Below are 25,367 nucleotides of genomic sequence, written 5' to 3'. Positions count from 1 at the left end.
ACGGACTCCAATCTGTCCATCCGCTCTAGAAAGCTTTTTGCCAACCGAGCATAAGTGAGTAATCCTTCTCCATTTGCAAGCCATTCAGGTCTCTGTATACAGGGACGCCAATCTCCACGGCCAGGCGGTGCCCTTTCAGCGCACCATCCTTCGAGAACAAATTCAGTCCGAAAGAGACGTCCACTTCATCACCGCCGGAGTTGTTTGGATCGGCCGTTGGCACCATCCGGGGCAACATTGTCCCAAGCCTTTCGTCCGCACCGTCGAGTGACCCCGTATTAGTATAATCGAGCCGAACAGAGGCGCTGGCGAAATCAGATAGGGGATGGGCTATCCAGACCACACCCTTGTAAATATCCCCTAACCTGTATCCATTATCATTTGTCCCTGTACGCACTACGGCACTGGCCTGCGCCCCCCAGGAGAATGACCGGCCATAGCCCACATATGTCAAGCCGGACAGCAGATCCCATGTGCCGGACCCCATTTGCATACCATAGGGCAACGGCTGATCCGGAAGCAGGGTATCCCCACGTTGATTAATGGAGCCGGTCGGCGCACTTACCCCAAGAGTGGCATGAATTTTGTGTCCCGCGGCCTCCCAAAGGCCAACCATCCCACTTAGTTTGATATCGCCAAAACCATCAGTCCGAGTGGTAAATTTGCGCCCTCCCATCATTGGGGATTGCCGGTGGTCCATATCTTTTTGCATATAGGGTACCATCCCCATCAGCGTAATCCGGTCTGACGGGGCATACATAAGTCCGAGCATATGCATTTGCATGGACATTTTCACCGGCGCTATAGCGTAACCCGCCTCATACAGATCACTGTCCTGCAACTGGGTCGTGCCAGAACGAAAGCCCTTCATATCCATATAACCGTAGCGATAGGAGATCATGAACTCTCCCTGCTTGTGCCTATGATCGCCCATTACCCCAATCGGGGCATGGGCATCCGGTCTTGCCGAGAAATTCATATTTTCTTCCGCACCATGGCTCCATACCAGAGACGGCGTCATACCCAGTATAATAAATGCAACTCCAATTTTCTTCATCTTTTCAAACCTTACTTTGAGGGAACCTTAAGGCCGTTCGCCGGCATCACCTCCAGCCAGCGAACGGAAGACCGGGTAAACTAGTCTGACTTCTTGCGTTTTTTCTTCCTGCGGACAGGCTCTTCAAAAGTCCCTTTGAAGGCATCGATATTGAACAGTCCATAGCCTTTCTTCAAACTTTCGCTCATATAGAAGTCCGGGTCGTATGGCTTGTTCTTCCAGACATACCAGTCGGGTTTTTCAATATCTTCATATTCCACGATCATGACAGCACCCCCAGGCGTTTTACCGTTATTGCTCACATGATGATCAATATGATCGTGATTGATCCAGAGACCCGGGTTATCCATTTTAACAATGGCGTCGATCCGGGCGCCTTCCGCAATATCAATCACGTCGGCCCAATAAGGACTCTTCAGAGGCAAGCCATCCTTGTGAGTCACCAGCATGTCGTGACCGTGCAGATGAAACGCCACATCAGTGCCGGCACCATAAAGCCTGAGACGCAGTACATCATCCTTTTTAACACGAAGAGGTTGCGTCATCGGAAAGGCACGCCCATTGATCGAAAAATAATCTTTTTTCTCTGTCGGATGTCCTCCCTGCCCGTAAGTCATGGCAACTTCGGAATTCCAGCCACTGAACATCAGAACCGCCTCTTTGGTAACCTGCTTTTCCAGTTCCGTGGGTTCCCTGGGATCGACAATCATGGCACCCCACATCCCGCGAAGCCCGACATGTTCCGGTACATTGACATGGCAGTGGTACCAGAGGCTGCCCGGCTTGTCGGCCGTGAAGCGGTAGACAAAGCTCTCACCAGGATCAATGGCTTTCTGCGTAATGTCCGGTACGCCATCCATTGTCCAGGTACCCGTCTGATAAGTGCCATGCCAGTGGATGGTATGATTAAGGGTCGTGTTATTGATCAGGGTGATTTCCACCTCGTCCCCTTCCTTCACATGCAGCAGGGGGCCAGGAACCTGGCCGTTATATGCCCAGACTTTCGACTTGAAGCCAGGGGCCACTTCGATCTCAACTTCTTCAATGGTAATGTCGAACTTTCTGAGTTCCGCATGAGCAGAAAATTGACCTGTCATCAACCCCAAAAAGGCACAAATCACCAGCCTTGCCGGCTTAACACCAAGCATCTTGTTTCTCCTAATATATAGTCATCTAAATTGAGGTTATTCCTCACTTTTCGGGGTTGGACAGAACCCGCAAGTAGGAAACCAGTGACCTGATTTCGTCATCTGATAAATTATTGCCCCAAGACGGCATCAGAACGGACTTATTAACCGCCGACCCTCCGAATTTTACCGCCTTGAACAAATCCTCGTCGGAACGAGCATTCATTTCCTTGGCTTCAGTGTGATCACGGGGCTGTACATCCATATATCCGGCATTGACGCCATACCCGTCCCCCTCAAGTCCATGACACTGGGTGCAATATGCCTTGTAAAGGACAGCCCCGGTTTTCAAATCAGAAGCATGAACATTGACCACCATCATTCCGGTCATAGTAAGAAAGAGCCCGAAAAATCCGCAATATCTCATTCTTCTTCTCCCGAGATCAGCTTGAGATAATTTACAAGCTTGTAAATTTCCTTATCTTTCAGCTCGACGTGCGGCATCAGACTGACACCATCCCACGCAACAGGATTACGAATATAGGAGACGATGAAATCCGGTTTCATCCGGCTATAAGCCGTATAGAGTTCTGGTCCGGAAACTCCCCCATATCCTTCCTCATCCTGATGGCAGGAAGAACAGCCCTTGAACTTACTGAAGTTCATCGCCCCCATTCGTTTCGAGACCGGCTTGGGTACATATTCTCCCGTCTTCACCAAATCTGATTTTGCAGTAAGTGTCATCAGAAACTCTGCTGCCAGTTTTGCATCTGCTAATGAAAGCTTTATATGGGGCAATAAAGTTGTTTCATCTATCTCATCACCTTCGTCAGTCACGATCGTATGATTACCCGAAAACATTCCGGCTGGACGGATCCCGGTCGGTTTCTGCAACCATTCTTCAAGCCATTCCCGACGATATTTAGTACCGGCATAGAAAAGAGCAGGGCCTTTTTGGGCCATTCTTTCCTCTACTGAAAATATCTTCTCGGTCAAAACATGACAGGATGAACACTGCTCCTTGACCAAATCTGCGCCAGACTGGGCCTGCGCACCGTTCGCGTATAAGAAAACCAGAGAAACGGCCATATGTCTGCAGGACCTGGATACTGAAAAATTGATCATTTCTTAATCCCATTCTACTTATGAGGGGGGAAGTGGGGTGTAAAAGGCAGGGTATAGACAGCCTTTTACACCCCGGCACCAGCCCCCGGAAACACCATGTAAAGGGGCCTGGATTCAGAGAGATCTATTCTCTTATAATCAGGTTCCCGTTTCGTCCCAGCTCTGGATTTGCCTCTTTGTAATTCATCAGAACAGTGATGGCCCCAGTCAGCGCATTCTTCATCTGATGGTCGACAATGGCATTATTCGTGGGTCTGTCAGAGGGACTTATCAAATCCAGGGTCACCGCATGAGCCGGAGGGACATCATATGTCTGAATGCCATGCATTACGTTTTTAGGATTTCCATTTTCCCACACCCTGTCCCAGATCCCGGCAATCGGATGAAAGGCCGCGCTGTCATTGATCTGGGCATTGACAAAATAAAATCTGACCCGCTCACCCGGCTTCGATTCCAGGGCAAGGCTGGCATTCTGGTCATGTACAGGATCGTAATGGAAGACTTTTCCATTAATCAAATTCGCGTATTTTCCGATGTTTTTTGTAACATCGGCCGCCACAGTGCCTTCCCTGAAGAGGTCACCCTGAACAATCACATACTCCCGGTCCGGTTCTGGGTATACCTCGCTGTAACCATCTTTCGGGTCAACAATGATGACCCCGTACATGCCACGGGAAATATGCTCTGACATGGCCTCCGCCCCGCAATGATAAATGAACACACCCGGATAGTCCGCCCGGAACTGGAATTGCTTCGACTGACCGGGATTTACAGTGGCGAATTCATTCAACACATCCAGCCGCGCCGCATGAAAATCCATTGAATGGCTTTGCTTGTTACTTTTAAGGTTTTCCAGCGTAAAATCGACAACGTCTCCCTGCGTCACCCTTACCAATGGCCCCGGAACAGTCCCGCCAAACGTCCACATGGACTGTTTGGTGCCGGCATTATCAATAACCAGCTCTTTTTCAATAACCGGAATTTCCACTTTGACGTTCTTTGCCGAAGCAAGAGCCGGAAAGCAAAAAACACTCGTAGCCAATACAGAAGCCGCTAAACGGATTTTCATATCTGATACTCCCTGATAAGACAGTGCAAAAATTAAAGATGTATTTAATATGTTTCTTTAATAGGATTATAATAGATGTATGTCAAATACTTCTTTTGTGAAATTTGATTTTAGGGAATTTGAAAGTGCCCGGAAAACTCAGTAGAACGAAATATACTGAACACTTGATTTTTCATAACCAGCACATCATATACATCTTTACACGTGGAAAATTCGGGAACAATAATGCGACTGACCTATCATACAGATTATGCCTTGCGCCTTCTCATGCTCCTTGCTGTTGAACCGGATAAGCTCCATACAATTGAAGAGATTGCAAAACGATACGACATATCAAAAAACCATATGATGAAAGTTTCACATACTCTGGTTGAAGCCGGATTTGTCCATCCCGTAAGAGGCCGCAACGGTGGATTGCGTCTGGCGATGCCAATGGACAAGATAAATTTGGGCCAGGTCATCCGCGCCACTGAAGACAATTTCAATCTTGTTGAATGTTTCGATAGTGAAAAGAACAAATGCCTTATTTCGAAAAATTGCGGGCTGAAGAATCCGCTACAAAAAGCCCTGATTTCCTTTTTAAATACTCTTGACCAATACAGCCTCAAGGATCTTGTCAACCATCCCGGAAGCCTCTCCGATCTTCAAGGTCTGTCAGGCTGAAATCTTTCTGACTCCAGCCTCACTCCCATTCCTTGTGATCAGCGAGGTAACATGGTGGCGAACTGAACCGCCCTGAATTTTCCTCATCCCCAAGCAACCCTTCCAGATATTCATGCAGGATTTCAGCCGCCTTGAAACCGGTACTGCTGACAACAGAAACTAAAACCAGTGGCTCTGCAGGTACATTTTCCAGATAACGGATAATATCCGGTCTTCTCGCGTTCAGTTCATCTATATATGTTTGCCTCAACTGTTCGATGTCCGCCCCCTTCTCCAGGCGGGCTCTGCATACTTCGTCACTTGCGCCCAATTCGCTCCACCAGGCATCAAGTAGCATACTCTCCCGGCTTTCCCCTTCCGGCCAGTTCCGGTCAATCAATACCCTGTATCCGGAACAGGGGTGATCTTTCTCATGACACCAGTTTCGGGTAACAATATCCATCACTCTACCTTTCTCGCGCCAATTCAGCCTTCACAGGATACCATCAATTGACAATCAAAAAAAACTATACAATATACCCCTATAATGATTCATTTAATATACTTCTTTTATAACATAAATGTTTCCAAATGTGAGAAGATAATGCGGGCGACAGAGATCACAGAAGAAAACATCAAACAGCTTGTTGATCTATTCTATGCCAGAATTCGGCAGGATGCAGAACTCGGGCCCATCTTTGATGTGGCAATTGGCACAGACGACCAAAGCTGGAGTCTTCATCTGCACCGCATGTATGATTTCTGGTCGTCTATTCTGCTCACTTCAGGCAGGTATCATGGTAATCCGCTCCAGAAGCACCGGGACCTGCCCCCCTTCAACCTGAACCTGTTTGACAGATGGCTTGAGCTTTTCACCGATACAGTGCGCGAAATATACACCCCGATAGCGGCGGAGAATTTTATTACCAAAAGTCAGCGTATCGCGGATAGTCTCAGACTGGGACTGGCCTCCGGGAAACGAACCTGACCACCCCATCCTTATGCTGCCTGCCATCGTATCAGTCAATCGATTGCGATCAATCCTGACACTGCCAACAAGCCATCCAGTGACGCAGAACCTGCTTTGACAATTCTGGATGACATCCTTTTCTAGAGATTCAACCGCGTGAAAAGTCGACGAACGTTTTCTTCAAACACTCCCCTGCGTTGCTCATCGGTCAACCACGGAATGCTTTCTATGACTGGCTTCAAATCGTCACAGGAACGTTTAGTATGCGGATCGACACCCCCGCTGTTACCTGGCCGTTCGGTCCCGAAACAACACCGCTCGGAACCAACGATCCTGAACAGCAATTCCAATGATTCCTTGCTTTGCAGAACCGTATCAAACCAGAATAGCTTGAGGATCCCATCAAAGGCAGTTGGCCCCTCACCATTGTATATCCTGTCTTTTCCATACTTCTGATAATGCGACCTCCAGCGACCGATTTGATAGGGAATGGCACCGCCTCCGTGACTAATCATCAATTTCAATTCAGGGAAACGCCGGAAAACCCCTGCTTTGTATATGGAACTGACGGCCAGTGTATCTTCTGCGATAAAATGCTCATCAAAGTCCACACGCCCGTTGATACAATTTCCGCTGTGGACATGGGCAGGAAGATCCATAGCGCAGAGCTTCTCATATAGAGGGTACCAGTACGGATCTCCAAGGGGCGGTGCCGAGTTCATCCCCTCCGATGTATCCGGATTTAACAGAATTCCGATAAACCCCAATTCATTTATACAGCGGTCGATTTCATCAAAGACAGTTTCAACTGGATAATCTACCTTTTGTGGTAAACAACCTATGCCTCGAAATCGACGCGGGAACATCTCCATCGCCCGGGCGATCAAATTATTATTTTCAGTCGTCCAGTCGTTAATTTCCTCCCAACACGCTTCCCCATTCAACATCAGAAACGGCCGGGGTGAGAGAATTTGAATGTCCGTACCCACACTATCCATGATTTCCAAATTCAGCATAACAGATGCTTCCAGGGCTTCATCATCGACCGGAGAAGGTATCTTATTTCCTTCCGGCCACCAGTGAGTACGGGAGTTGTAGCGTCGACTGTATATCGACGCCGGAGCTATCAGATGAGCATGTGCATCTATAATCATGATTTTTTACTCCAACAAGTCCAGTCCCTTGTCGTTTCGTCACTCAGTGCTCTTGCTCTCAGCGAAAACCAGAACCCCAAAACGACAGAGGAACAGTAAAAATGACAGAGACCAGAGGATAGCAGCCGAAATCAGGAGTGGCTGATAGCTGAGCCCTTCAAAAGAGGCAGCAACTCTTGAAAAAGCTGCAAGAAAAATCAGGATGAATATCATTGTTCCCAGGAACCCTGCCTTGAGTGGTCGGCCGGTATGTCCAAGTATCGCCCGTGTCATGACGGACAGGGTCATCATGGTCATCAGTCCAGCTGTCAAGGCATGTATCCCCGCACTCTGTCCAGACAACAGCTCCTGCACCGGCGCCAGGAGATTTACCCCAAGAAGCAGTGCCCCGACCGGTAGCCAGGCGTAGGCGACATGTAATACAAGTAGCAGGGCATTGCCGCGTATAAGCCAGAAACGCCAGCGCAGAAACCGAACCATTTGCAGAACCGCAACAAACAGCAGGAACACTCCGGTCAGTTTTTCTGCAGGCGCACAAAGCCATAATATCAGTGCCACCGCCAGCACCAGAAGCGAAATTTTATCAAAGCTACCGGTAACAGGAATAGGTGCAGGTCGTTGCAGACTGCTCAGCCAGTTCCGTGAAAAATTGGGGATAATTCGTCCCCCGATCAGTGAAACAAGCATGACCAATGTTGCAATCCCCCCCCGGACAGCAATCTCCGTATTGACCTGCCCCATGCGTTCAAGGTGGAATAAAATATTAAAAACAGCATAAAGCCCTACCACGCCGACGACGACAAAATTACGCCGGTTGCCGGCCTGCCACACTTCAAAAAACGCCACCCCGGTGATCACAACCAGAAAAGCGCTGTCAATTATGCTTCCCGCAACCCCCGGCGTCCCAGTCATGGCAACCCTGCCGGCGAGCCAGAGTATAAACAACAGCATAAGGGGATAACCTCGCCAAGGCTGCCGTTGTGTCCAGTTGGGAATTGCCGTCAAAAGAAACCCCGTCACCACTGCACTGAAATACCCGAAAAGCATTTCGTGCATATGCCATTCGACCGTCAGATTTTCGGCAAAAAATCCAGAGCCGGAAAACAAGGCCAGCAGCCATGCAGGAACGAAAGACAACGCCAGGATTGCGGCGGCGAGGAAAAAAGGCCGAAACCCGGCAGAGAAAAAAAGATCGAACCTATCTTTCAACATTTCATGTGTAACCAATTGTTTTAAATTCGTTTTTCGAACCACCTGCAGCCATCCACCGCAGCATTAACCAAGCTGATCCGGATATTGTATTGCACAATTATCAAAAAAGATATATTTAATATACCTGTTTTATACAGTAAACTCAACCTGCGTGTTTCGCGGAAGAATTTTTCTTTCTCCCGTCACGTTTCCGATAGTGGGAAATAGTCTGAAATGAGCACATCACTGACCAAGACTGAACGACAAATCGCACTGATTATCTCCCTTCTGGTAGCCTGTGCGGGCTTTACCCTTGCCGTCGCCGGACGGAATGACCTGCTGGAAATTCATGGTTTCCTCATTGTCATTGCCGGACTGGCCGCTGTTGTTCTGGTTGGAAATGGTTTCTATGCTCCCCGGCCCGGACAGGAAACACTGACGGCATATTACGACGAATCATGCAAAATTGGAATAATACTTGCCATGGCCTGGGCTGTGTTTGCCATATTCATTGGCGCCTGGGTCGCCTGGTTACTTGCCTTTCCCGAAATGACCTTCGATGCCCCCTGGGCAAGTTTCGGCCGCCTGCGACCAGTACATACGACCGGCGTTATTTTCGGTTTTGGCGGCAATGCCCTGATCGCGACTTCATTTTATGTCATGCAACGCACCTCAAGAGCGACCATGCCGGACCGGCTCAGCTCCTGGTTTGTGATTCTCGGGTATAATCTCTTCTGTATCCTGGCGGTTTCCGGGTATCTCATAGGGATAACCCAGTCAAAGGAATATGCCGAACCGGAATGGTATGCCGACATCTGGCTGGTTATTGTCTGGGTCACATATCTGACACTCTATATGCGAACCCTTGCCCGCCGCAAGGAACCTCATATTTATGTCTCTAACTGGTATTATCTGGCCTTCATTCTCGTCGTTGCCATTCTCCATATTGTCAACAATCTCGCGCTGCCAATCTCCCTGGGAAGTGCGAAGAGTTTTCCTGTTTTCTCCGGCGTACAGGACGCCATGACTCAATGGTGGTATGGACATAACGCGGTTGCCTTTTTCCTGACCGCCGGTTTCCTGGGAATGATGTATTATTTCCTGCCCAAACGAGCAGGACGGCCGATTTTTTCCTATCGTCTATCCATCGTCAGTTTCTGGGGCATTACTTTTTTCTATATGTGGGCCGGTTCCCATCATCTTCACTACACTGCTCTGCCTCACTGGGTGCAAAACCTCGGCATGACATTTTCGGCAATGCTTCTGGTGCCGTCCTGGGCGTCGGCAGGCAACGCACTCCTGACCCTCAACGGCGCGTGGGACAAGGTGAGGAGCGACCCTGCGCTCAGGTTCATAATGGTCGCGGCTATTTTTTACGGCCTGTCGACATTTGAAGGATCCTTCATGGCCATTCGCCCGGTTAATTCCCTGTCCCATTACACAGACTGGACCATCGGTCATGTTCATGCCGGCGCTCTTGGCTGGGTCGCCTTTATCACTTTTGGTTCCATCTACACTCTTGTGCCCCGGCTTTGGAACCGCCGCGATATCTATTCCAATGGTCTGGTGGAACTGCATTTCTGGCTGGCCCTGGCCGGTACCGTTATTTATGTTTTTGCCATGTGGAATTCAGGCATCATCCAGGGCCTGATGTGGAGAACCTACACCCCGAGCGATACCCTCGCCTATTCCTTCCTTGAGTCCCTGGTCGCCATGCATCCCTATTATATTGCCAGAGCCCTTGGCGGTACACTGTTCCTGCTTGGCGCAGCCATCGGTTTTTACAATATATGGAAAACGATTCAGGGCCCCTCACATGCGACAAGGACCGAAACAACCGGCCAGACAGCGGTCAACCAGAGCCGTGTCTCCAGCGCCCTTTCGGAGTAACCGGTTATGTTTCAGACACATTATAAACTTGAAAAACACCGCATCGGTTTTGCACTCGCCATCATACTGGTTGCCAGCATTGGCGGACTGTTCGAGATCGCCCCTCTGTTCACCATATCCGAAACCGTTGAAGAAGCCCCGGATATGAGGGTGTATACCCCCCTGGAACTTGCCGGGCGCAACATCTACATGCGCGAGGGATGCTATGCCTGTCATTCGCAAATGATCAGGACACTACAGGATGATGTTGACAGATATGGCCATTACTCCCTGGCTGTTGAATCCAAATATGACCACCCAATGCTCTGGGGATCAAAACGCACCGGACCGGACCTGGCACGAGTGGGAGAAAAATATTCCGACAAATGGCATGTTCAGCATCTTGTAAATCCTCGCGATGTGGTCCCTCAATCCATCATGCCGGCTTACAGGTGGCTTCTTGAAACACCCCTGAAAACGGCTACGCTAGCAAAACAACTCCGTGCCCTGCAGAGGCTTGGGGTGCCTTATACGGAGGCGATGATTGAAAATGCCGCCCGGGATACTTACTCTCAGACCCGTCCGGACGACGATGGCAGTGAAGATACTGCCGGGCGCTATGGTGAGGATACCAATATTCGCGCCTTTGACGGTGACCCGGAACGACTGACAGAAATGGACGCCCTTGTCGCCTATTTGCAGATACTTGGACAACTTACCTCAGCCAGCGAACACCCCCGCAACCCGGATGGAGAAACACCATGACCCTCTTCAGTCATGAGACGTTGGTGTATGTCTCAAAAACTTACGGGCTTTTCTATCTTATTGCCGTGTATATCTGCGTGGTTTTTTATGCTTTCCGGCCCGGAAACAAGAAAAAATTCCGGGCGGCAGCCCAAAGCATTCTAGACGATAAGGAAGAATAATGCCGAAAGAAGAAAGAGATCCATATTCGGGTTATCTGACAACCGGGCATGAATGGGACGGGATCACTGAACTTAATCGTCCGGTGCCCAGGGTAATCTGGCTGTTCCTGCTTGCCACATTTCTTTTCGCTCTTGTCTGGTGGGTGCTTATGCCTTCCTGGCCACTTGGCGAAAGCTATACCAAAGGAATCCTTAGCGAGGATCAGAAAAAACGGCTTGCTCAAGAGCTCGCCGAGACTGAGAATAAACGTGCCCAATGGCAACAACTGATTGTCGCCGGAACATATGAGAAACTTCTGGCAGACCCCCAGATCATGCCGATCACGCAGGAGACCGGCAAAGCACTTTTCGGGGATAATTGTGCCGTATGCCATGGGGTCAAGGCCAATGGGGGCCCAGGATTCCCGTCACTGACCGACCAGTCATGGATATGGGGAGGGACTGCCGAAAATATTGCGGAAACAATCCGGGTTGGTATTAATTCAGATCATGAAGACAGTCGCATGAGCCAAATGCTGGCCTTTGGCAGGGACGGCATGCTTGCACCGGCGGAAATCTCCAAAGTTATTACTTATATACTCTCCCTGCCCGATCCCCATTCTGTCCCTCCGGAGGCTGCCCCCGCAATCTCTGAAGGAGCACAGATTTTCAGCGAAAACTGCGCAAGCTGCCATGGTGAAACCGGGCAGGGCAACATCGAACTCGGCGCTCCGAACCTTATAGATGACTTCTGGATATACGGGGGGGACCGGCAGTCCATATATGAAACCATCTACCGTGGTCGAACGGGCCAGATGCCACAATGGGAACACCGCCTTTCCCCTGCCGAAAGAAAGCTTCTTGTTTTATATATACTGAACCTGGAGAAGGAAAAGCCATGAAGGGAAAATACATCATGGCAGTCTGGATTCTGACGGGAGCAGGCCTGCTCCTGATCATTATTGCCAACGTACATCTGGTCTATGTGTCCGTCACCAGCCAGCCCTCTTGTGTTGATCATTTAAAGAAAGAGAGCCCCGTTGAAAGAACGTACAGAGCCGCAAAACCTTCATGTTAATTTTCCAGAACCAGAAAGTGCCGTTATCATGACTTCACTCCCCAAAACCTTGCCCCCCCTCCCCCGGAACCACAGGTGGAAACGAGAGCTGCCGGTAAGGATCATCAATACCTGGTTACATAACGGCTGGAATGATTTCAGGAAGTCACCCGGCTCCAGCCTGCTTTATGGTTTCACAATCTATCTGGTTTCCCTGGCCATCGTGTTCGGCCTGTTCTATCTGAAACTGGATTATATACTGTTTCCGGTCTTTTCCGGTTTCCTGATTGTCGGGCCGACAATCGCCATCGGCCTGTACGAAAAGAGCCGCCGCCTGGCCAGTAAAGACCCCATAAAGTTCACCAGTCTTGTTTTTGTCAAACCCCGCTCCGGAGGACAAATTCTATTTGCCGGTGTATTGCTGGCTCTACTTATGCTTTTGTGGCTTCGCGCCGCAGTCATCCTGTATGCCCTGTTTTTTGGTCTTCTGCCGTTTCAGGGACTGAATGAAATTGCCCCGCAGCTTTTCCATACATCGGCTGGCTGGTCATTAATGGTCACCGGCTCTCTGGTCGGCGGTCTTTTTGCTGCTTTCGCCTATGCCATTAGCGTTTTTTCCCTGCCCATGCTGATGAACGAGAAAACGGATGCCCTCTCCGCCATGGGGGCAAGTCTGGCTCTTGTCTGGAACAACCTACCGGTGATGCTTGCCTGGGGGGCTGTGGTTCTTGCCCTGTTTCTGGTGAGCATCGTTAGTGGTTTCATAGGACTTATTGTTATTTTCCCGCTACTGGGTCATGCCACCTGGCATGCCTACAGGACATTCAGGCCGGAAAACGGAAACCGACCCGACTGACCCGGGAAATCCGGCTCTGAAAAGTTTAACCCGCAAGTTTCAAGGCTCTGCCCATGTCTTCGATCAGGTCCTCTGCAGACTCCAGCCCGACAGACAATCTGATCAAACTGTCACTGATACCGGCAACCTTACGTGCTTCAGGGTCCATATCCGCATGTGTCATGGTAACAGGATGCGAGACCAGACTTTCAACCCCGCCCAGCGATTCCGCCAGAGTAAACAGGCGGAGTTCCCGGACCAGAGAACGAACTTCTTTCACACCACCTTCCAGTTCAAAACTGAGCATCGCGCCATAACCCTGCTGTTGTTTTTTGGCAATGGCATGACCGGGGTGTGACAGCAATCCCGGATAATAAACGGCCCTGACATTTGCGTGATTATCCAGAAATTCTGCAATTAACCCGGCCGTTTCTTCCTGACATTTCATGCGGGGGAATAAAGTTCGCAATCCCCGCAAGGTAAGCCAGGAGTCAAACGGCGCTCCCGATGTTCCGACAATATTTGCCCAATTCTGCAAAGCAACAAACCGCTCCCGGTCTGCAGCAATTATGGCCCCTCCGATCACGTCCGAGTGACCGTTCAGATATTTTGTGGTGGAATGAAGCACAAAATCAGCACCAAGAGTGAGCGGCTTCTGTCGGGCAGGCGACAGGAATGTGTTATCAACCGCGACGAGCGCTCCAATTGCCTTTGACTTGAACGCAATATCGGAAATATCTACAATCCTCATAAGAGGATTGCTTGGTGTTTCCACAAAAACAAGTGCAGGTTCTTCCTTCAGGGCCTCCAGCAAAGCGGTCTCATTTCCCTGATCAACAAAAGCAATCCTGAAATGTCCCAGGGCGGACCGTGCCAGCAACAGGCGTCGTGTGCCGCCATAACAATCATGCGGCGCCAAAATCAGGTCGTTCGGGCCAAACTGCCCAAGCAACAGATCAACAGCTGACATGCCGCTGGAAGTAATAATGGTCCCGGCCCCCTGCTCCAGTTTTGTCAGGGCACTGGCCAAAAGCTCACGGGACGGGTTTCCGGCCCGACCGTAATCATACATGCGGGGGTGATCAAATCCCTCGAACTCGAAGGTACTGGTAAGATACAGTGGCGGCGCAACCGCACCGAATTCCTTGTCTGAGGCCACCCCCCATGTGGCCGCCATGGTTTCATCGGAGACAAGCCCGGGTTCTTTTTTAGTCATTGAAAAATCGTCCTTCTTTCACTTCCTGAACAATCTCCGCCCTGATGCAGAAATCCCCGAAACGCTCATTCTCCTGCCGTTCCCGGGCATACCGACCAAAAAGGTCGCGAAGAATTTCCAGAATGGTTTCTTCATTGATATTTTCGCGGAACATCCGGCTCAGGCGCTGGCCATGGAAGCCACCGCCCAGATACAGATTATATTTCCCCGGCGCACGTCCCGTTAGCCCAATTTCAGAGATATAGGGCCGTGAGCAGCCGTTAGGACAACCGCTCATACGAATGGTGATCGGTTCATCGGACAAATCAAAGTCACTCAAAATAGTTTCTATTTTGGAAATCAGTCCGGGTAGGTATCTTTCGCTTTCCGCCATGGCAAGACCGCAAGTCGGAAGAGCTACACAGGCGATAGAGTTCCGGCGAATTCCGGACAAACCGGAAGGTGAAACCCCAAATTCACCAAGCACAGTTTCGATCGCATCCCGGTCTTCCTGCCGCACCCCAGAAATGATCAGGTTTTGATTTGGTGTAAGTCGGAAATGCCCTTTGTGAATAGAGGCAATATCACGAAGGGCGTCAAGCAGATCGCCGGACAGTCGGCCATTCTCGATAAACAAAGTCAGATGATGAGCACCATCCTCACTCTTCGTCCATCCAATGGAGTCACCATTAGAATGGAAACTGAATGCTCTCGCCGGCTCGAAACTCATGTCCATACGGTGCTCGATTTCCGCCTTGACCCAGTCAAGGCCCTTGTCATCAATCGTATATTTGAAGCGGGCGCGCTGACGGTCCTTGCGGTTCCCGAAATCCCGCTGCAAAGACATGACGGCATCTGTACAGGCCATTAATTTACTGGCCGGCACAAACCCTATTACATCCGCCAGTCGGGGATATGTTTCGGGTTTATTATCGGTTCGCCCCATACCGCCGCCAATGGCCACATTGAACCCCGCAAGGCCGTGTTGATCACCTATCGCGATATATCCCAGATCCTGGGCATAAACATCAATGTCGTTTGACGGTGGCAAGGCGAAACCAATCTTGAACTTTCGCGGTAAATAGGTTGTCCCGTAGAAAGGCTCCTCTTCCGAACCTGGACGTGTCAGACATTCATCGCCATACCAGATTTCATGATATCCCCGTGTTTTCGGGATGACATGGTCGCTGACCATTTTCGCCATTTCCGAAACCTCCGCATGCAATGGGGAAACTTCAGGATCCACGGTGCACATAACACCGCGGCTGTCATCCCCACAGGCCGCAATAGTATCCAGAAGAACCTCATGCAGTCCCTGAAGTACCGGGCGTATATTATCCTTCAGCATCCAGTGAAACTGAAAGGTCTGTCGTGTTGTTATCCGGAGCGAACTACCGCCATGGGCCCGTGCGAGACTATCCAGCTGCAGCCATTGTTCCGGTGTACAGATGCCACCCGGCAGCCGGACACGAATCATGAACTGATATGCCGGTTCCAGCTTCTGTCGGCGGCGCTCTTCCCTGATGTCACGATCATCCTGTTGATATATGCCGTGAAACTTTAACAGTTTTACGTCGTTCTCGTTCGGGATAGCCCCTGTAATACGGTCAGACAATCCGTCCACAATTGTCCCCCGCAGGTAATTGCTTTCGGCTTTCATACGTTCATCTGGGCCGAGGCGGTCAAGCGGTTGGGAGAGATCATTCTCTCGATTAATTTTGCTTTCCATTTTCTGTCCCCTAATAAACATCCTTGTGATAACGATGGTCCGCTGTCAGCCGCCGGAGATATTCTTCTGCAATAGTCTCATTTGCCTTTGTTTCCGCTGCGATAACCTCCAGCAGAGCCTGATGCACCCCCCTGGCCATATTCTCCGCATCGCCACAGACATAAATATGTGCCCCCTTCTCGAGCCACTCGAACAATTCGCGGCTCCTCTCCCGGATACGGTGCTGGACATATATTTTTTCCACCCCGTCACGCGAAAAGGCGACATCCATGCGTCCCAGGGTTCCGTCTTTCAGCCAGCCCTGCCACTCGGTCTGATAAAGGAAGTCCGTACGAAAATTGCGTTCGCCGAAAAATAACCAGCTCTCCCCGCCTTCACCATCTGCTTCGCGCTGCTGCATGAAGGCGCGATAGGGTGCTATACCGGTACCGGCCCCAATCAAAATGATGGGGGCCTTATCCACGGGCAACCTGAAATGTCTGTTTTTTTGAATATAGACAGGCAGTTCGCTGTCCATTTCAATCCGGTCCGCAAGCATACCGGATGCGACGCCCGTACGTTCTTCACCCCCAAGACGGTAACGCACAGCTGACACCGTCAGATGAGCCTCGCCGGGAACAGCCGCCATACTGGAGGCAATGGAATAAAGCCTGGGCTGGAGAGGACGTAATATACCAATAAAGTCCTGGGGGGAAATAGTGTCACAGGGAAACTTCCGGACAATATCCACAATATGGTGCCTGCCCAGGAACGCTGCCGTGTCACAGCCATTACCCTCTTTCTGCAGCACTTCAGCAATATCTAATCCGTTTCTTTCAGCCCAGGGGGTGAGGAACCTTGGTGTTGCCGTAGTAATTTCAAGCTTGTCAGCAAAAGCCGCTTCGAGCGTGATCGTCTTGCCATTGAGTTCAACTTCAAAATCACCCGCCATTCCCAGACTGTCAAGAAGTGCCGCGACAACTTCGGGATCATTTGAAGGCCATATACCAAGGGCATCTCCCGGTTCATAAACCAAACCAGAACCTTCGATGGAAATTTCAATGTGACGCGTCTCTTTTGTTGACCCGGCGCCGGTCAGACGCAGGTTCTCGATTACCGTTGCGATAAATGGATTTTTTTTGTCAAAGTCTGTTACGGGAGAAGCCGGAAAAAGAACTGACTCCATTTTCCGACTATCCTCTGCCCCGGGCGCCTCCCCGGTTCCAAGTGTCTCCAGAACCGAAACTGACCACTCTTCAGCAGGTTTTTCGTAATCAATATCACAATCAACCCGGGGCGAAAGACGTTTTGCACCCAAGGTCTCAAACCTCTGGTCAAGACGCTTGCCGGCTTCACAAAAAAACTCATAACTGGAATCGCCAAGGCCAAGAACTGCATACCGCAGGTGATCCAGACGGGGGGCCTTACGCCCCTCGACAAATTCAAAAAACCCCACAGCCGGCTGAGGCGGATCCCCTTCCCCATAAGTACTTACCACAATCAGGAGATCTTCTTCCTTATCCAATTGGCGAAACTTGTAGTCAGCCATATCTTTCAAGTGCGGTTCAAGTCCACATTCCACTGCCCGGTTTCGCAACTGTTCCGCAATCGCGACAGCATTGCCGGTTTCAGAACCATAAAGGATAGTCAGGGACCGGGCGGCCGGCTTCTTCCCGCGTCCCCCGTTATCGGAAGATTGCAGGGCAGCGCGAAACCCTTCAAAATAGGCACTGATCCAACGTGCTTCCTCCATCCCTATCGAGGAGGAAAGCGCCTCAACAAGTTTTTTCTGATCATTGGATAAAGGGGATTGTATTACTTTTGTCACTTTCTTCTTCCGTAAGGCAAATTTTACTGTCAGCAGACCTCCGCGACCGGAGGACTGCGGTCAACTTGACCCACATGCTAAGAAAGCACAAATGAATAATAATTCTATTTTATAACAATATTTTTCATATAATTTACTGATTAACAAAGTCATCGTCAGACATACTGCACAATAGACAAGCCTCTGGCCGAAAAGATTTATCAGGAAGCAATCCTGGCCGTAGTGCGTAATCCGCTCAGGGCACGTTCCATCACCCCTTGATCTGCTTTTGTGGAATATACAGCATATGCGGAATAGGCAAATTCGGGACTATCCGGAACAATGGCAAGTCGCCCTTCCTCCAGATATGGCCGGATAAACCCTTTCCGGAAATACCCGCTTCCCCCTGTCGCCAGAATATAGTCCAGCGCCAATGGTCCGTAACTTACTGACAACACGGGATTTTGCTCATCAGGAAAAGCTGCATCATAACTCGACAAAAAATCCTCCCCCCAATCGACCAGGACATGATCATCAACGTTCAGGGGATGCTCCGTAGGCGTCGTCCTGGCCATAACCAGTTGTTCTTCAAACAGTAACTCGGCAATTATTCCCTGCCGGCGCGGAGCTCCATATAATATAGCAATATCCATTGAGCCTTCCTGCACCTGCTCCATAAGACGCTCCGCATTGTCAATCACAACCCGGATTGCAACATCCGGGCATTCACGGCGCATCCAGATCAGCCAATGCCGCAACAAGGGACTCCAGAGACTGATCTCCGCGCCTATAACAACAATCGAATCCCGGCCAGGAGGAAGCGCCACCGACTGTTTTGCCCGGTCCCATACCTGCACCAACGTAGTTGCAAATCTGAAAAAACGCTCCCCAGCCGGCGTCAAACGCGAACCCGCTTTATTGCGCACAAACACAGGTCGCCCAAGTTGCTCTTCCAGAGAACGAATTCGTGCACTGACGGCAGTCTGTGTAAGATTCAAATTCGCTGCAGCATTTACAAAACTACCCGTTTTCACAACTTCCAGAAACGTATGGGCCACGTTAATGTCCATGTCCGCTCACCCCTCCTGATAAAATCCATGCCGGCAGATCTGCCAAACTGACAATCCACAGCATGGTTCATACATCAATTATTTTGTTATTAAAACAATATAATATTCGTTTGTTTGCCCTTTAAATTTGTTCCACTATGCCGTTTTAACAAGGAGAAAACATATGACAATTCAGCTCGGTCAAATAGCACCAGACTTTGAACAGGCAAGCACACAGGGCCCGATCCGCTTTCATGAATGGCTCGGCAGTTCCTGGGGCATTCTCTTCAGTCACCCCAAAAATTTCACCCCTGTCTGCACCACTGAGCTCGGCGAAGTAGCCCGCCTGAAGCAAGAGTGGGAAAAGCGCAATACCAAGGTCGTTGGGCTTTCTGTCGACCCGGTAGAATCGCACCATAAATGGGAAGCTGACATTGAGGAAACACAAGGACAGGCAATTAATTACCCGATAATTGCGGATGCCGACCGGAAAGTGTCAGAACTCTATGGCATGATTCAGCCACAATGCGACCCGACCATAACCGTACGCTCCGTATTTGTGATAGATCCGGATAAAAAGATCAGGCTGATCCTGACATATCCGCCAAGTACCGGCCGGAATTTCGATGAGTTGATCCGCGCCCTCGACAGTTTGCAATTGACGGACAGAAACAGCATCGCCACGCCGGTGAACTGGATGCCCGGAGATAAAGTTGTCGTCTCCCCCAAACTGTCTGATGAAGAGGCCCAGCGCATGTTCCCCCAAGGGTTTGAAACCCTGAAACCTTATTTGAGAATGGTCCAGCTGGACTGAATCATATCTGACCCGGTAAAACCTTTCACACGACTGGAAAGGTTTTACCGTTTTCAAACATTTTTGAGCAGTACATGCCACCTGCTGAACCATCGGCACCCTTAACTTAAACGGTAGGTTCAAACCCTGCCCGGGATTTGCACTTACCCCTTGCCCAGTTTTCTTAAGTCTTGCCGCATAAATAGTCCAACTGGAAAATCTATTGGAAGGGCTCAGGATGCCTGTCGGCTTCTCCCTTAAAGTTTATTCCGCCTTCTCTTTAACTGTGTCAGTTAGTAAGGAAAATTCTACTCGATAGACATGAAGAAAAAACTTTATCCAAAACCAGAAAATTCCCAGCGATAGGATTCCGTCAATTACAAATTCCGGCACTCCCTCAGTAATTACAGAGACAATGACAGATGAAATCAATGCAATCTCTGTGACAATAAATGAGGAAACAATAAGCGCACTCAGGATAGCTGCGAGATGTATTCTGGTGATGGACTTCATTTTACCACCTCCCGAGAAAAAAGAATGTCGCATGAGACTCTATATAACAGGTCGCATATATTGTTATTGATTTCAGAGGCACTTGAGAAAGCAAGCTTATTATCTATCACAATGACCTCTGATTTCTCTTGCTCAATTTGTATTGCGAGAGTTGCCACATCAAAATTACGAACCTGAGAAGTGGTTATATCAGTCTCCGGCATATTCAAGTCAATTGATGCAAGTTTGATAAACCTTCTGCAAACCGCACCATAAAACAGCTCGCATAACTTCAGAATAAATCGTGGCATTTCAGGCTTCTCCGGAGCTCTCAATAACAGGGTTGGTTTTGGAGTAGTTCCGAGCGCACGAATGGTACGCATCATTCTTGCTGGGTAGTGGAAAATATTCGCCATAACCAGGAAGTGCTTATACGTTTCTGCCACAACATTGCCTACAACAAGCACCTGTGATGAAGCTTGTGAAACAACACGCTCGCCGATAGAAAATGCCAACTTGGTTGAATTTTGCGGATGCCCCCCACGACCGATGACAATAACATCCACTGACAACCTCCGAGCATATTCATTTATTCGATCGTAAACTCTCCCTCTGTCAGCTATGTGTATTTCATAATTCAACGTCTTTTCCCCTGAATATTCTTCGATACAATCGACAATATTCTTTCTTATCTTGTCATGATTTTCTCCAGTCTTGTTCACGAGACTAGAAATAAAAGGCTGGAAGGTCACATGCAGAACATTCAGCTTCGCGCCTGCAATTTGCGCAATCTGAACGGCTCTCCTGAAAGCATTGTTGCTTTGGCTGGTAAGATCAGTAGCGATCAGTATATTTTTCATCGATATTTTCCCGTCAGGCGAACAAAAACCACATGCACATATTTTGATGAGCACCTCTGTTAATCGTTGCCAATTTCTTTTAGATAAAATCAGGATCTTGGTGGCACCTCTTCACCCCAGAAAAACCGAGGGGACACCCCTTGAACCTAAAACTAGATTATGAGTACTCGACATTAGAAACGGGAGGTGCCCTGGGCTGGAAAGCTTCCTGCACTGAAGACTTTTCGAACCGACGGGAGGCGCCAGATTTTGTCGTGATATTCCCAGGAAGTGTAAGTGAATAAACTGATGCTAAAGCAACATTTCCACAGAAATCGCCATTCCACTCAGCTATGCTGGTGTCCACGATTTTATTGCCATATTGATGGCGTACAACTGCATTGGTGGAATTATGACGTTCAAAGAGTGGGTGGTTTACTGGCTTTGCAGGATGAATTGCATCTTTAAGTTCGAGGGACGAGGAATAAGGGGAAACGCCATTCAATGAAAGGGCGGCTGTTAGAACGAGTACCAGCAGAGAAAATACAAAATTTAGTCTTTTCATGGGGTATTCCTCAGACGCACCCAGGTTTATCTATCCCTTACTCTCAATTTATCCGCAGTAGCGTAACACCATAATCAATGCCGAGGAAATTACGCTTGATTGCGCCGCCCCTCATATCGGCTCCTTCTGTTCTACTGCAAGAATTTTAGCAGCTATTCTTACTGTCCAGCCTTGCAAAAACAAGGAACAAAACACAATAATAAAAGCAATGTTGAAATAATCACCTTCCAGTCCGAACATAACCGGAATAATGGCAAGGTAAATGGGGATCGCGCCACGTAGCCCTACCCAGGATATAAAAAGCTTTTCCCGCCAGGTAAAATCATTAAATATAAGACATATAAAGACAGCTACAGGACGCGCCAGAAAAATAAGCACACCTGCGATAATCATAGCGGTTGGAATATCCTGAATGAGCTTAGAGGGTGTTACCAGCAAACCAAGAATTAGCAACATTCCGAGTTGGGATAACCAAGCCAGTCCATCCATAAATTGGCGAACCAGTTGTTTTGTCTTGTAATCATGATTGCCGAGACGTAACCCCGCGAGATACACGGCCAAAAAACCGCTCCCGCCCAACAGGTTTGTCGAACCAAAGAGTAACAAGCTCCCGGCAAGGGCAAAAATAGGATACAAACCCGACGCAAGTTCCAGGCGATCACAGAGCCAGATAAGTATACGGCCTCCGGCATATCCAAGAGCGGCCCCTATTCCTGCCTGGCGGACAAATTCTCCTCCAATTTCAAATGTATTTAACTCACCATCCTGAAGCAAAAGGAGTTGAACGAAGATGAGGGTTAGAAAAATCGCCATCGGGTCATTTATTCCGGATTCCACCTCCAGAGTACTGGACATATGGGGTTTCAGCAAAATTCCCCGTTGACGCAAGAGAAGAAAAACAGCCGCTGCATCGGTTGAACCTACAATTGCACCGTACAATAATGCCTGGAAAACACCGACATCCAAAAAGTACAAGACACCAACAGCAACGACTCCCGTCGTAACTAAAACACCAAGCGTTGCTAATAGCAGAGCCGGCCCAAGCGACTGCTTAAAGTTCTTCAGCGGTGTGTGTATGCCTCCATCAAAAAGAATGATGGCCAAAGCAAGAGAACAAACGGAATAACTGAGAGACATATCATTGAAAACGATACCTCCCGGGCCATCCTCACCAAACAACACTCCCACCGCCAGGAAAGCCAATAGCAATGGCGCTCCTGTTCGATTGGAAGCAATTCCGGCAAGAATGGCGAGGCACAGTAGCAAGCCACTAAAGAAGATAAATTGATTTGTGAATTCCATCAAAACGGCCAGATATTTAGATACTGTTATAATTGTAGGAATTGAGTCTAACAGTACAATACCAAAGTGAAAATATTTAGACTATTTGTACGCCTCCTACAGACCTTCAAAGATATTCTCAATTTTGCGGAAGGCAAAGAACCACACCAAAATGGACCAGACTTTCGTTATGACAACAAAGTGGGAGACAATTGGTAGCGGAGGAGGGACTTGAACCCCCGACACGCGGATTATGATTCCGCTGCTCTAACCGACTGAGCTACTCCGCCCCCGAAAAGAAAAGGACCGCTCCGACCCTATAACATGAGCCCGAACAGGGAGCGGTATATCGCCTGCTCCGGCCTTAGTCAATCGTCTTTTTGCCCCGAAACCGGTTTTTTGGCTCCCTCATTGAGGTCAGGCCGCTTCCTGCTCCCAGTTGGCAAGGGCCCGCGTGATCCAGCCCCCGCCCAGCACCCGCTCCCCGTCATAAAAGACGCAGGCCTGGCCGGCCGATACCCCCGCCTCGGGCTCGATCAGGTCAATACGGGCAATGCCGTCTTTTACCGGATAAAGCCGGGCCGCCACCGGCGGGCGGGTGGAACGGACCTTGGCCCGGATCTCAATACCATCTTCCGGGATATCCCCGGCACCGATCCAGTTTACTTCCCTGAGTTCCAGCCGGGTGATTTCCAGGGCTTCCCTGGGGCCGACAATAACCCGGGCGCCCTCCGGATCAAGCTTGATCACATAGAGCGGATCGCCGCCGCCAATGCCGATTCCCCGGCGCTGGCCGATGGTGTAATGGATGATGCCCTTGTGTTCGCCCAGCACCCGGCCGTCCATATGAACAATCTCGCCAGGCTCCGAAGCGCCGGGCCGCAAGCGTTCAATCACACTGACATAACTGCCGTCGGGCACAAAACAAATGTCCTGACTGTCAGGCTTGGCCGCCACTTCCAGGCCGTATTTGGCCGCAAGCCTGCGCACCTCGTCCTTTTCCATGCCGCCGAGCGGAAAACGGATGAAATCAAGCTGCGCTTGCGTAGTGGCAAAGAGGAAATAGCTCTGGTCCCGCCCCTGGTCCACCGCCCGTTCCAGCGTCACCTGGCCGCCTTCAACCTTTTGGCGCACATAGTGACCGGTGGCCATGACATCAGCGCCCAGGTCCCGGGCCGTGTCCAGCAAATCCTTGAATTTCACTTCCTGGTTACAGCGCACGCAGGGGATCGGGGTTTCGCCGCGGATATAGCTGTCGGCGAATTCTTCCATGACGCTGTCGCGGAAGCGGCTTTCATAGTCCAGCACATAATGCGGAATATCGATGGCCTCCGCCACCCGGCGGGCATCATGAATGTCCTGCCCGGCACAGCAGGCGCCCTTTTTCTGCACCGCCACCCCGTGATCGTAAAGCTGCAGGGTAATGCCGACCACATCATAACCTTCTTCCTTCAGAAGAGCAGCCACCACCGAACTGTCCACCCCGCCGGACATGGCCACCACCACCCGGGTTTCTGCCACGGGTTTGGCCACGCCCAACGAATTCACAGGGGAATTCACAGGCGTGTCACACGGGGCATTAGCCCCGGGAAGATATGTTTCGGACAGTGTGTTCATAAAGGGCAGATATATCATCCCCCGCCCGACTTCAAGGAGAAAGCGGCAAAAAGGACCGCTGGCGGCCCTTTTCCGGTGGAAATCAGATATAATTCAACAGCGAAAGCTGCGACAACTGGCTTGTGATCTGATAGGAGGCCTGGAGCGCCACCTGGTTGTTTTCCAGATTGGTAATGGCCTCGGCAATATCCGCATCCTCGATATCGGAAATGAAAACCTTGAGAAAGGCTTCTCCCTCCAGATGCTGGTTCATGGTATTTTCCAGTGACTGCTGCCGGTTGCCGTTCCGGGCGATGACAAGCTGAATCGTGTCAATGGCACTCTCCAGTGTGGAGAGCTCTCCTTCAAGGAAAGTGCGCTGGACCGGGGTGAGTTGTCCGTCAATGGGCCCGAAAGCCCCGGCGTCGAAATCCGCCAGGTTTTTCATGGCGGTAAAGATGTCCCCCGCCACGTCATCGGCCAGAATGCCATACTCCATTTCCGTATTCTGGCCGATCTTGGCCGTGGGAATCCGGTTGTCGTTTTCGAAAAGATCCGTTGCAGCAGCGGCGGCGACCAGATCCGTAAGATCACTGGCGTTTACCGGCGGCACATCCGTCCTGGCCCCACTGAAAATATAGACCCCGCCGATCCTGGTATTCAGGGCGCTGATCATGGAGGTAAAGGCGTCATTCAGGGCCTCCTCGAGAGAGAAAGTTTCCTCCATGGCAATGGCGTTAAGCACCGTGTCACGCACATTTTCCGCGTTGGTAAACAAAGCGTCAAGCTGAATATCATTGGTGGAAAGCTGCCGCTCCACATAATCGGTTGAATTCAGATAACTCTGGGTACGCAAAAGCGTATTTTTTGCCCCGAGCAGGGTATCGACTTCGGAAGCAAGGCCGCTGTAATGCAGCTCTTTCTTGCCGGTGGTCACGGTCATCTGATTGTCAAAAACCTTTTCCTGGTTTCTGAGCAGACTGGAAAGCATCACTTGCTGATGGCCGAAACTGGAAACTCTGGTCATATCCTATAGTCCAT

At 49.9% G+C, this 25,367-nt stretch carries 26 protein-coding genes and 1 tRNA gene; 8 read left to right on the top strand and 19 right to left on the bottom strand.

Annotation, left to right across the window (positions count from 1 at the left end; translation table 11 throughout):
• Positions 1–25: 25 nt before the first annotated feature.
• The 5 genes from ACN0YD_RS03165 to ACN0YD_RS03145 form a co-directional block, all read right to left on the bottom strand.
• On the bottom strand, positions 26–1,057 hold the full coding sequence (locus ACN0YD_RS03165) for a transporter (RefSeq protein ID WP_417317191.1): 1,032 nt from the start codon (positions 1,055–1,057) through the stop codon (positions 26–28).
• Between the two features lie 80 nt (positions 1,058–1,137).
• Positions 1,138–2,205, bottom strand: a complete 1,068-nt coding sequence (locus tag ACN0YD_RS03160; protein WP_417317190.1) for a multicopper oxidase domain-containing protein — start codon at positions 2,203–2,205, stop codon at positions 1,138–1,140.
• Positions 2,206–2,248: 43 nt separating this feature from the next.
• Positions 2,249–2,575: a c-type cytochrome gene (locus ACN0YD_RS03155; protein WP_417317189.1), complete on the bottom strand. Its 327-nt coding sequence runs from the start codon at positions 2,573–2,575 to the stop codon at positions 2,249–2,251.
• 32 nt (positions 2,576–2,607) lie between these two features.
• Positions 2,608–3,273 carry a c-type cytochrome gene (locus ACN0YD_RS03150; RefSeq protein ID WP_417317188.1) on the bottom strand — a complete coding sequence of 222 codons (666 nt, stop codon included), beginning with the start codon at positions 3,271–3,273 and terminating at the stop codon, positions 2,608–2,610.
• A 160-nt stretch (positions 3,274–3,433) separates the two neighbouring features.
• Complete coding sequence (locus tag ACN0YD_RS03145) at positions 3,434–4,378, bottom strand: multicopper oxidase domain-containing protein (RefSeq protein ID WP_417317187.1); 945 nt, start codon at positions 4,376–4,378, stop codon at positions 3,434–3,436.
• Positions 4,379–4,603: 225 nt separating this feature from the next.
• On the opposite strand from ACN0YD_RS03145, the gene ACN0YD_RS03140 reads away from it, so the two are divergent.
• Positions 4,604–5,041 (top strand): RrF2 family transcriptional regulator, encoded by a 438-nt coding sequence (locus ACN0YD_RS03140; RefSeq protein WP_417317186.1) that lies wholly within the window; start codon positions 4,604–4,606, stop codon positions 5,039–5,041.
• A gap of 19 nt (positions 5,042–5,060) precedes the next feature.
• On the opposite strand, the gene ACN0YD_RS03135 is transcribed toward ACN0YD_RS03140, so the two are convergent.
• Entirely contained in the window at positions 5,061–5,483 is a 423-nt protein-coding gene (locus ACN0YD_RS03135; RefSeq protein ID WP_417317185.1) for a DUF488 domain-containing protein, read from the bottom strand.
• Positions 5,484–5,624: 141 nt separating this feature from the next.
• Between ACN0YD_RS03135 and ACN0YD_RS03130 the strand changes: the two genes are divergently transcribed.
• A complete protein-coding gene (locus tag ACN0YD_RS03130; protein WP_417317184.1) occupies positions 5,625–6,008 on the top strand; it encodes a group III truncated hemoglobin in 384 nt (127 codons plus the stop codon).
• A 122-nt stretch (positions 6,009–6,130) separates the two neighbouring features.
• On the opposite strand, the gene ACN0YD_RS03125 is transcribed toward ACN0YD_RS03130, so the two are convergent.
• Positions 6,131–7,144, bottom strand: coding sequence for an amidohydrolase family protein (locus tag ACN0YD_RS03125; protein WP_417317183.1), 1,014 nt, complete (start codon positions 7,142–7,144; stop codon positions 6,131–6,133).
• Between the two features lie 39 nt (positions 7,145–7,183).
• Positions 7,184–8,398: an NnrS family protein gene (locus ACN0YD_RS03120; RefSeq protein ID WP_417317182.1), complete on the bottom strand. Its 1,215-nt coding sequence runs from the start codon at positions 8,396–8,398 to the stop codon at positions 7,184–7,186.
• Between the two features lie 171 nt (positions 8,399–8,569).
• On the opposite strand from ACN0YD_RS03120, the gene ccoN reads away from it, so the two are divergent.
• From ccoN to ACN0YD_RS03095, 5 genes are all read left to right on the top strand, one after another.
• Complete coding sequence (gene ccoN / locus ACN0YD_RS03115; protein ID WP_417317181.1) at positions 8,570–10,225, top strand: cytochrome-c oxidase, cbb3-type subunit I; 1,656 nt, start codon at positions 8,570–8,572, stop codon at positions 10,223–10,225.
• 6 nt (positions 10,226–10,231) lie between these two features.
• Positions 10,232–10,969, top strand: coding sequence for a cytochrome-c oxidase, cbb3-type subunit II (gene ccoO, locus ACN0YD_RS03110; protein ID WP_417317180.1), 738 nt, complete (start codon positions 10,232–10,234; stop codon positions 10,967–10,969).
• Positions 10,966–11,130: a cbb3-type cytochrome oxidase subunit 3 gene (locus ACN0YD_RS03105; protein ID WP_417317179.1), complete on the top strand. Its 165-nt coding sequence runs from the start codon at positions 10,966–10,968 to the stop codon at positions 11,128–11,130. Before ccoO ends, ACN0YD_RS03105 begins: the two co-directional genes overlap by 4 nt.
• A complete protein-coding gene (gene ccoP, locus ACN0YD_RS03100; protein ID WP_417317178.1) occupies positions 11,130–12,011 on the top strand; it encodes a cytochrome-c oxidase, cbb3-type subunit III in 882 nt (293 codons plus the stop codon). Before ACN0YD_RS03105 ends, ccoP begins: the two co-directional genes overlap by 1 nt.
• Before the next feature lie 204 nt (positions 12,012–12,215).
• Positions 12,216–13,022, top strand: a complete 807-nt coding sequence (locus tag ACN0YD_RS03095; protein ID WP_417317177.1) for a DUF2189 domain-containing protein — start codon at positions 12,216–12,218, stop codon at positions 13,020–13,022.
• Between the two features lie 25 nt (positions 13,023–13,047).
• Here the strand turns inward: ACN0YD_RS03095 and metB are convergent, their stop codons facing one another.
• The 4 genes from metB to ACN0YD_RS03075 form a co-directional block, all read right to left on the bottom strand.
• The gene (metB, locus tag ACN0YD_RS03090) at positions 13,048–14,217 is read right to left on the bottom strand and encodes a cystathionine gamma-synthase (protein ID WP_417317176.1); all 1,170 of its coding nucleotides are present in this window, start codon (positions 14,215–14,217) and stop codon (positions 13,048–13,050) included.
• Entirely contained in the window at positions 14,210–15,925 is a 1,716-nt protein-coding gene (locus tag ACN0YD_RS03085) for an NADPH-dependent assimilatory sulfite reductase hemoprotein subunit (RefSeq protein WP_417317175.1), read from the bottom strand. The genes metB and ACN0YD_RS03085 overlap by 8 nt, the downstream gene beginning before the upstream one ends.
• 10 nt (positions 15,926–15,935) lie before the next feature.
• Positions 15,936–17,732 (bottom strand): assimilatory sulfite reductase (NADPH) flavoprotein subunit, encoded by a 1,797-nt coding sequence (locus ACN0YD_RS03080; protein WP_417317174.1) that lies wholly within the window; start codon positions 17,730–17,732, stop codon positions 15,936–15,938.
• A gap of 200 nt (positions 17,733–17,932) precedes the next feature.
• Complete coding sequence (locus ACN0YD_RS03075) at positions 17,933–18,781, bottom strand: LysR family transcriptional regulator (RefSeq protein WP_417317173.1); 849 nt, start codon at positions 18,779–18,781, stop codon at positions 17,933–17,935.
• Between the two features lie 163 nt (positions 18,782–18,944).
• Here ACN0YD_RS03075 and ACN0YD_RS03070 point away from each other — a divergent pair, with 163 nt between their 5' ends.
• Complete coding sequence (locus ACN0YD_RS03070; RefSeq protein WP_417317172.1) at positions 18,945–19,574, top strand: peroxiredoxin; 630 nt, start codon at positions 18,945–18,947, stop codon at positions 19,572–19,574.
• A gap of 243 nt (positions 19,575–19,817) precedes the next feature.
• Here the strand turns inward: ACN0YD_RS03070 and ACN0YD_RS03065 are convergent, their stop codons facing one another.
• From ACN0YD_RS03065 to ACN0YD_RS03035, 7 genes are all read right to left on the bottom strand, one after another.
• A complete protein-coding gene (locus tag ACN0YD_RS03065) occupies positions 19,818–20,066 on the bottom strand; it encodes a hypothetical protein (RefSeq protein WP_417317171.1) in 249 nt (82 codons plus the stop codon).
• Positions 20,063–20,905, bottom strand: a complete 843-nt coding sequence (locus tag ACN0YD_RS03060) for a universal stress protein (RefSeq protein WP_417317170.1) — start codon at positions 20,903–20,905, stop codon at positions 20,063–20,065. The genes ACN0YD_RS03065 and ACN0YD_RS03060 overlap by 4 nt, the downstream gene beginning before the upstream one ends.
• 157 nt (positions 20,906–21,062) lie before the next feature.
• Complete coding sequence (locus ACN0YD_RS03055) at positions 21,063–21,449, bottom strand: hypothetical protein (protein WP_417317169.1); 387 nt, start codon at positions 21,447–21,449, stop codon at positions 21,063–21,065.
• Between the two features lie 111 nt (positions 21,450–21,560).
• Positions 21,561–22,751: a potassium/proton antiporter gene (locus tag ACN0YD_RS03050; protein ID WP_417317168.1), complete on the bottom strand. Its 1,191-nt coding sequence runs from the start codon at positions 22,749–22,751 to the stop codon at positions 21,561–21,563.
• A gap of 192 nt (positions 22,752–22,943) precedes the next feature.
• Positions 22,944–23,020: transfer RNA gene (locus ACN0YD_RS03045), tRNA-Met, on the bottom strand.
• A gap of 127 nt (positions 23,021–23,147) precedes the next feature.
• Positions 23,148–24,278, bottom strand: a complete 1,131-nt coding sequence (gene mnmA / locus ACN0YD_RS03040; protein ID WP_417317167.1) for a tRNA 2-thiouridine(34) synthase MnmA — start codon at positions 24,276–24,278, stop codon at positions 23,148–23,150.
• 151 nt (positions 24,279–24,429) lie between these two features.
• A complete protein-coding gene (locus ACN0YD_RS03035; RefSeq protein WP_417317166.1) occupies positions 24,430–25,353 on the bottom strand; it encodes a flagellin in 924 nt (307 codons plus the stop codon).
• Positions 25,354–25,367 lie beyond the last annotated feature (14 nt).

It is taken from the genome of Emcibacter sp., assembly GCF_048269205.1.
Classification (GTDB): Bacteria; Pseudomonadota; Alphaproteobacteria; order Sphingomonadales; family Emcibacteraceae; genus Emcibacter.
The sequence above is the reverse complement of the archived record's forward strand: the minus strand, read 5'-3'. Positions and strand labels throughout refer to the sequence as shown.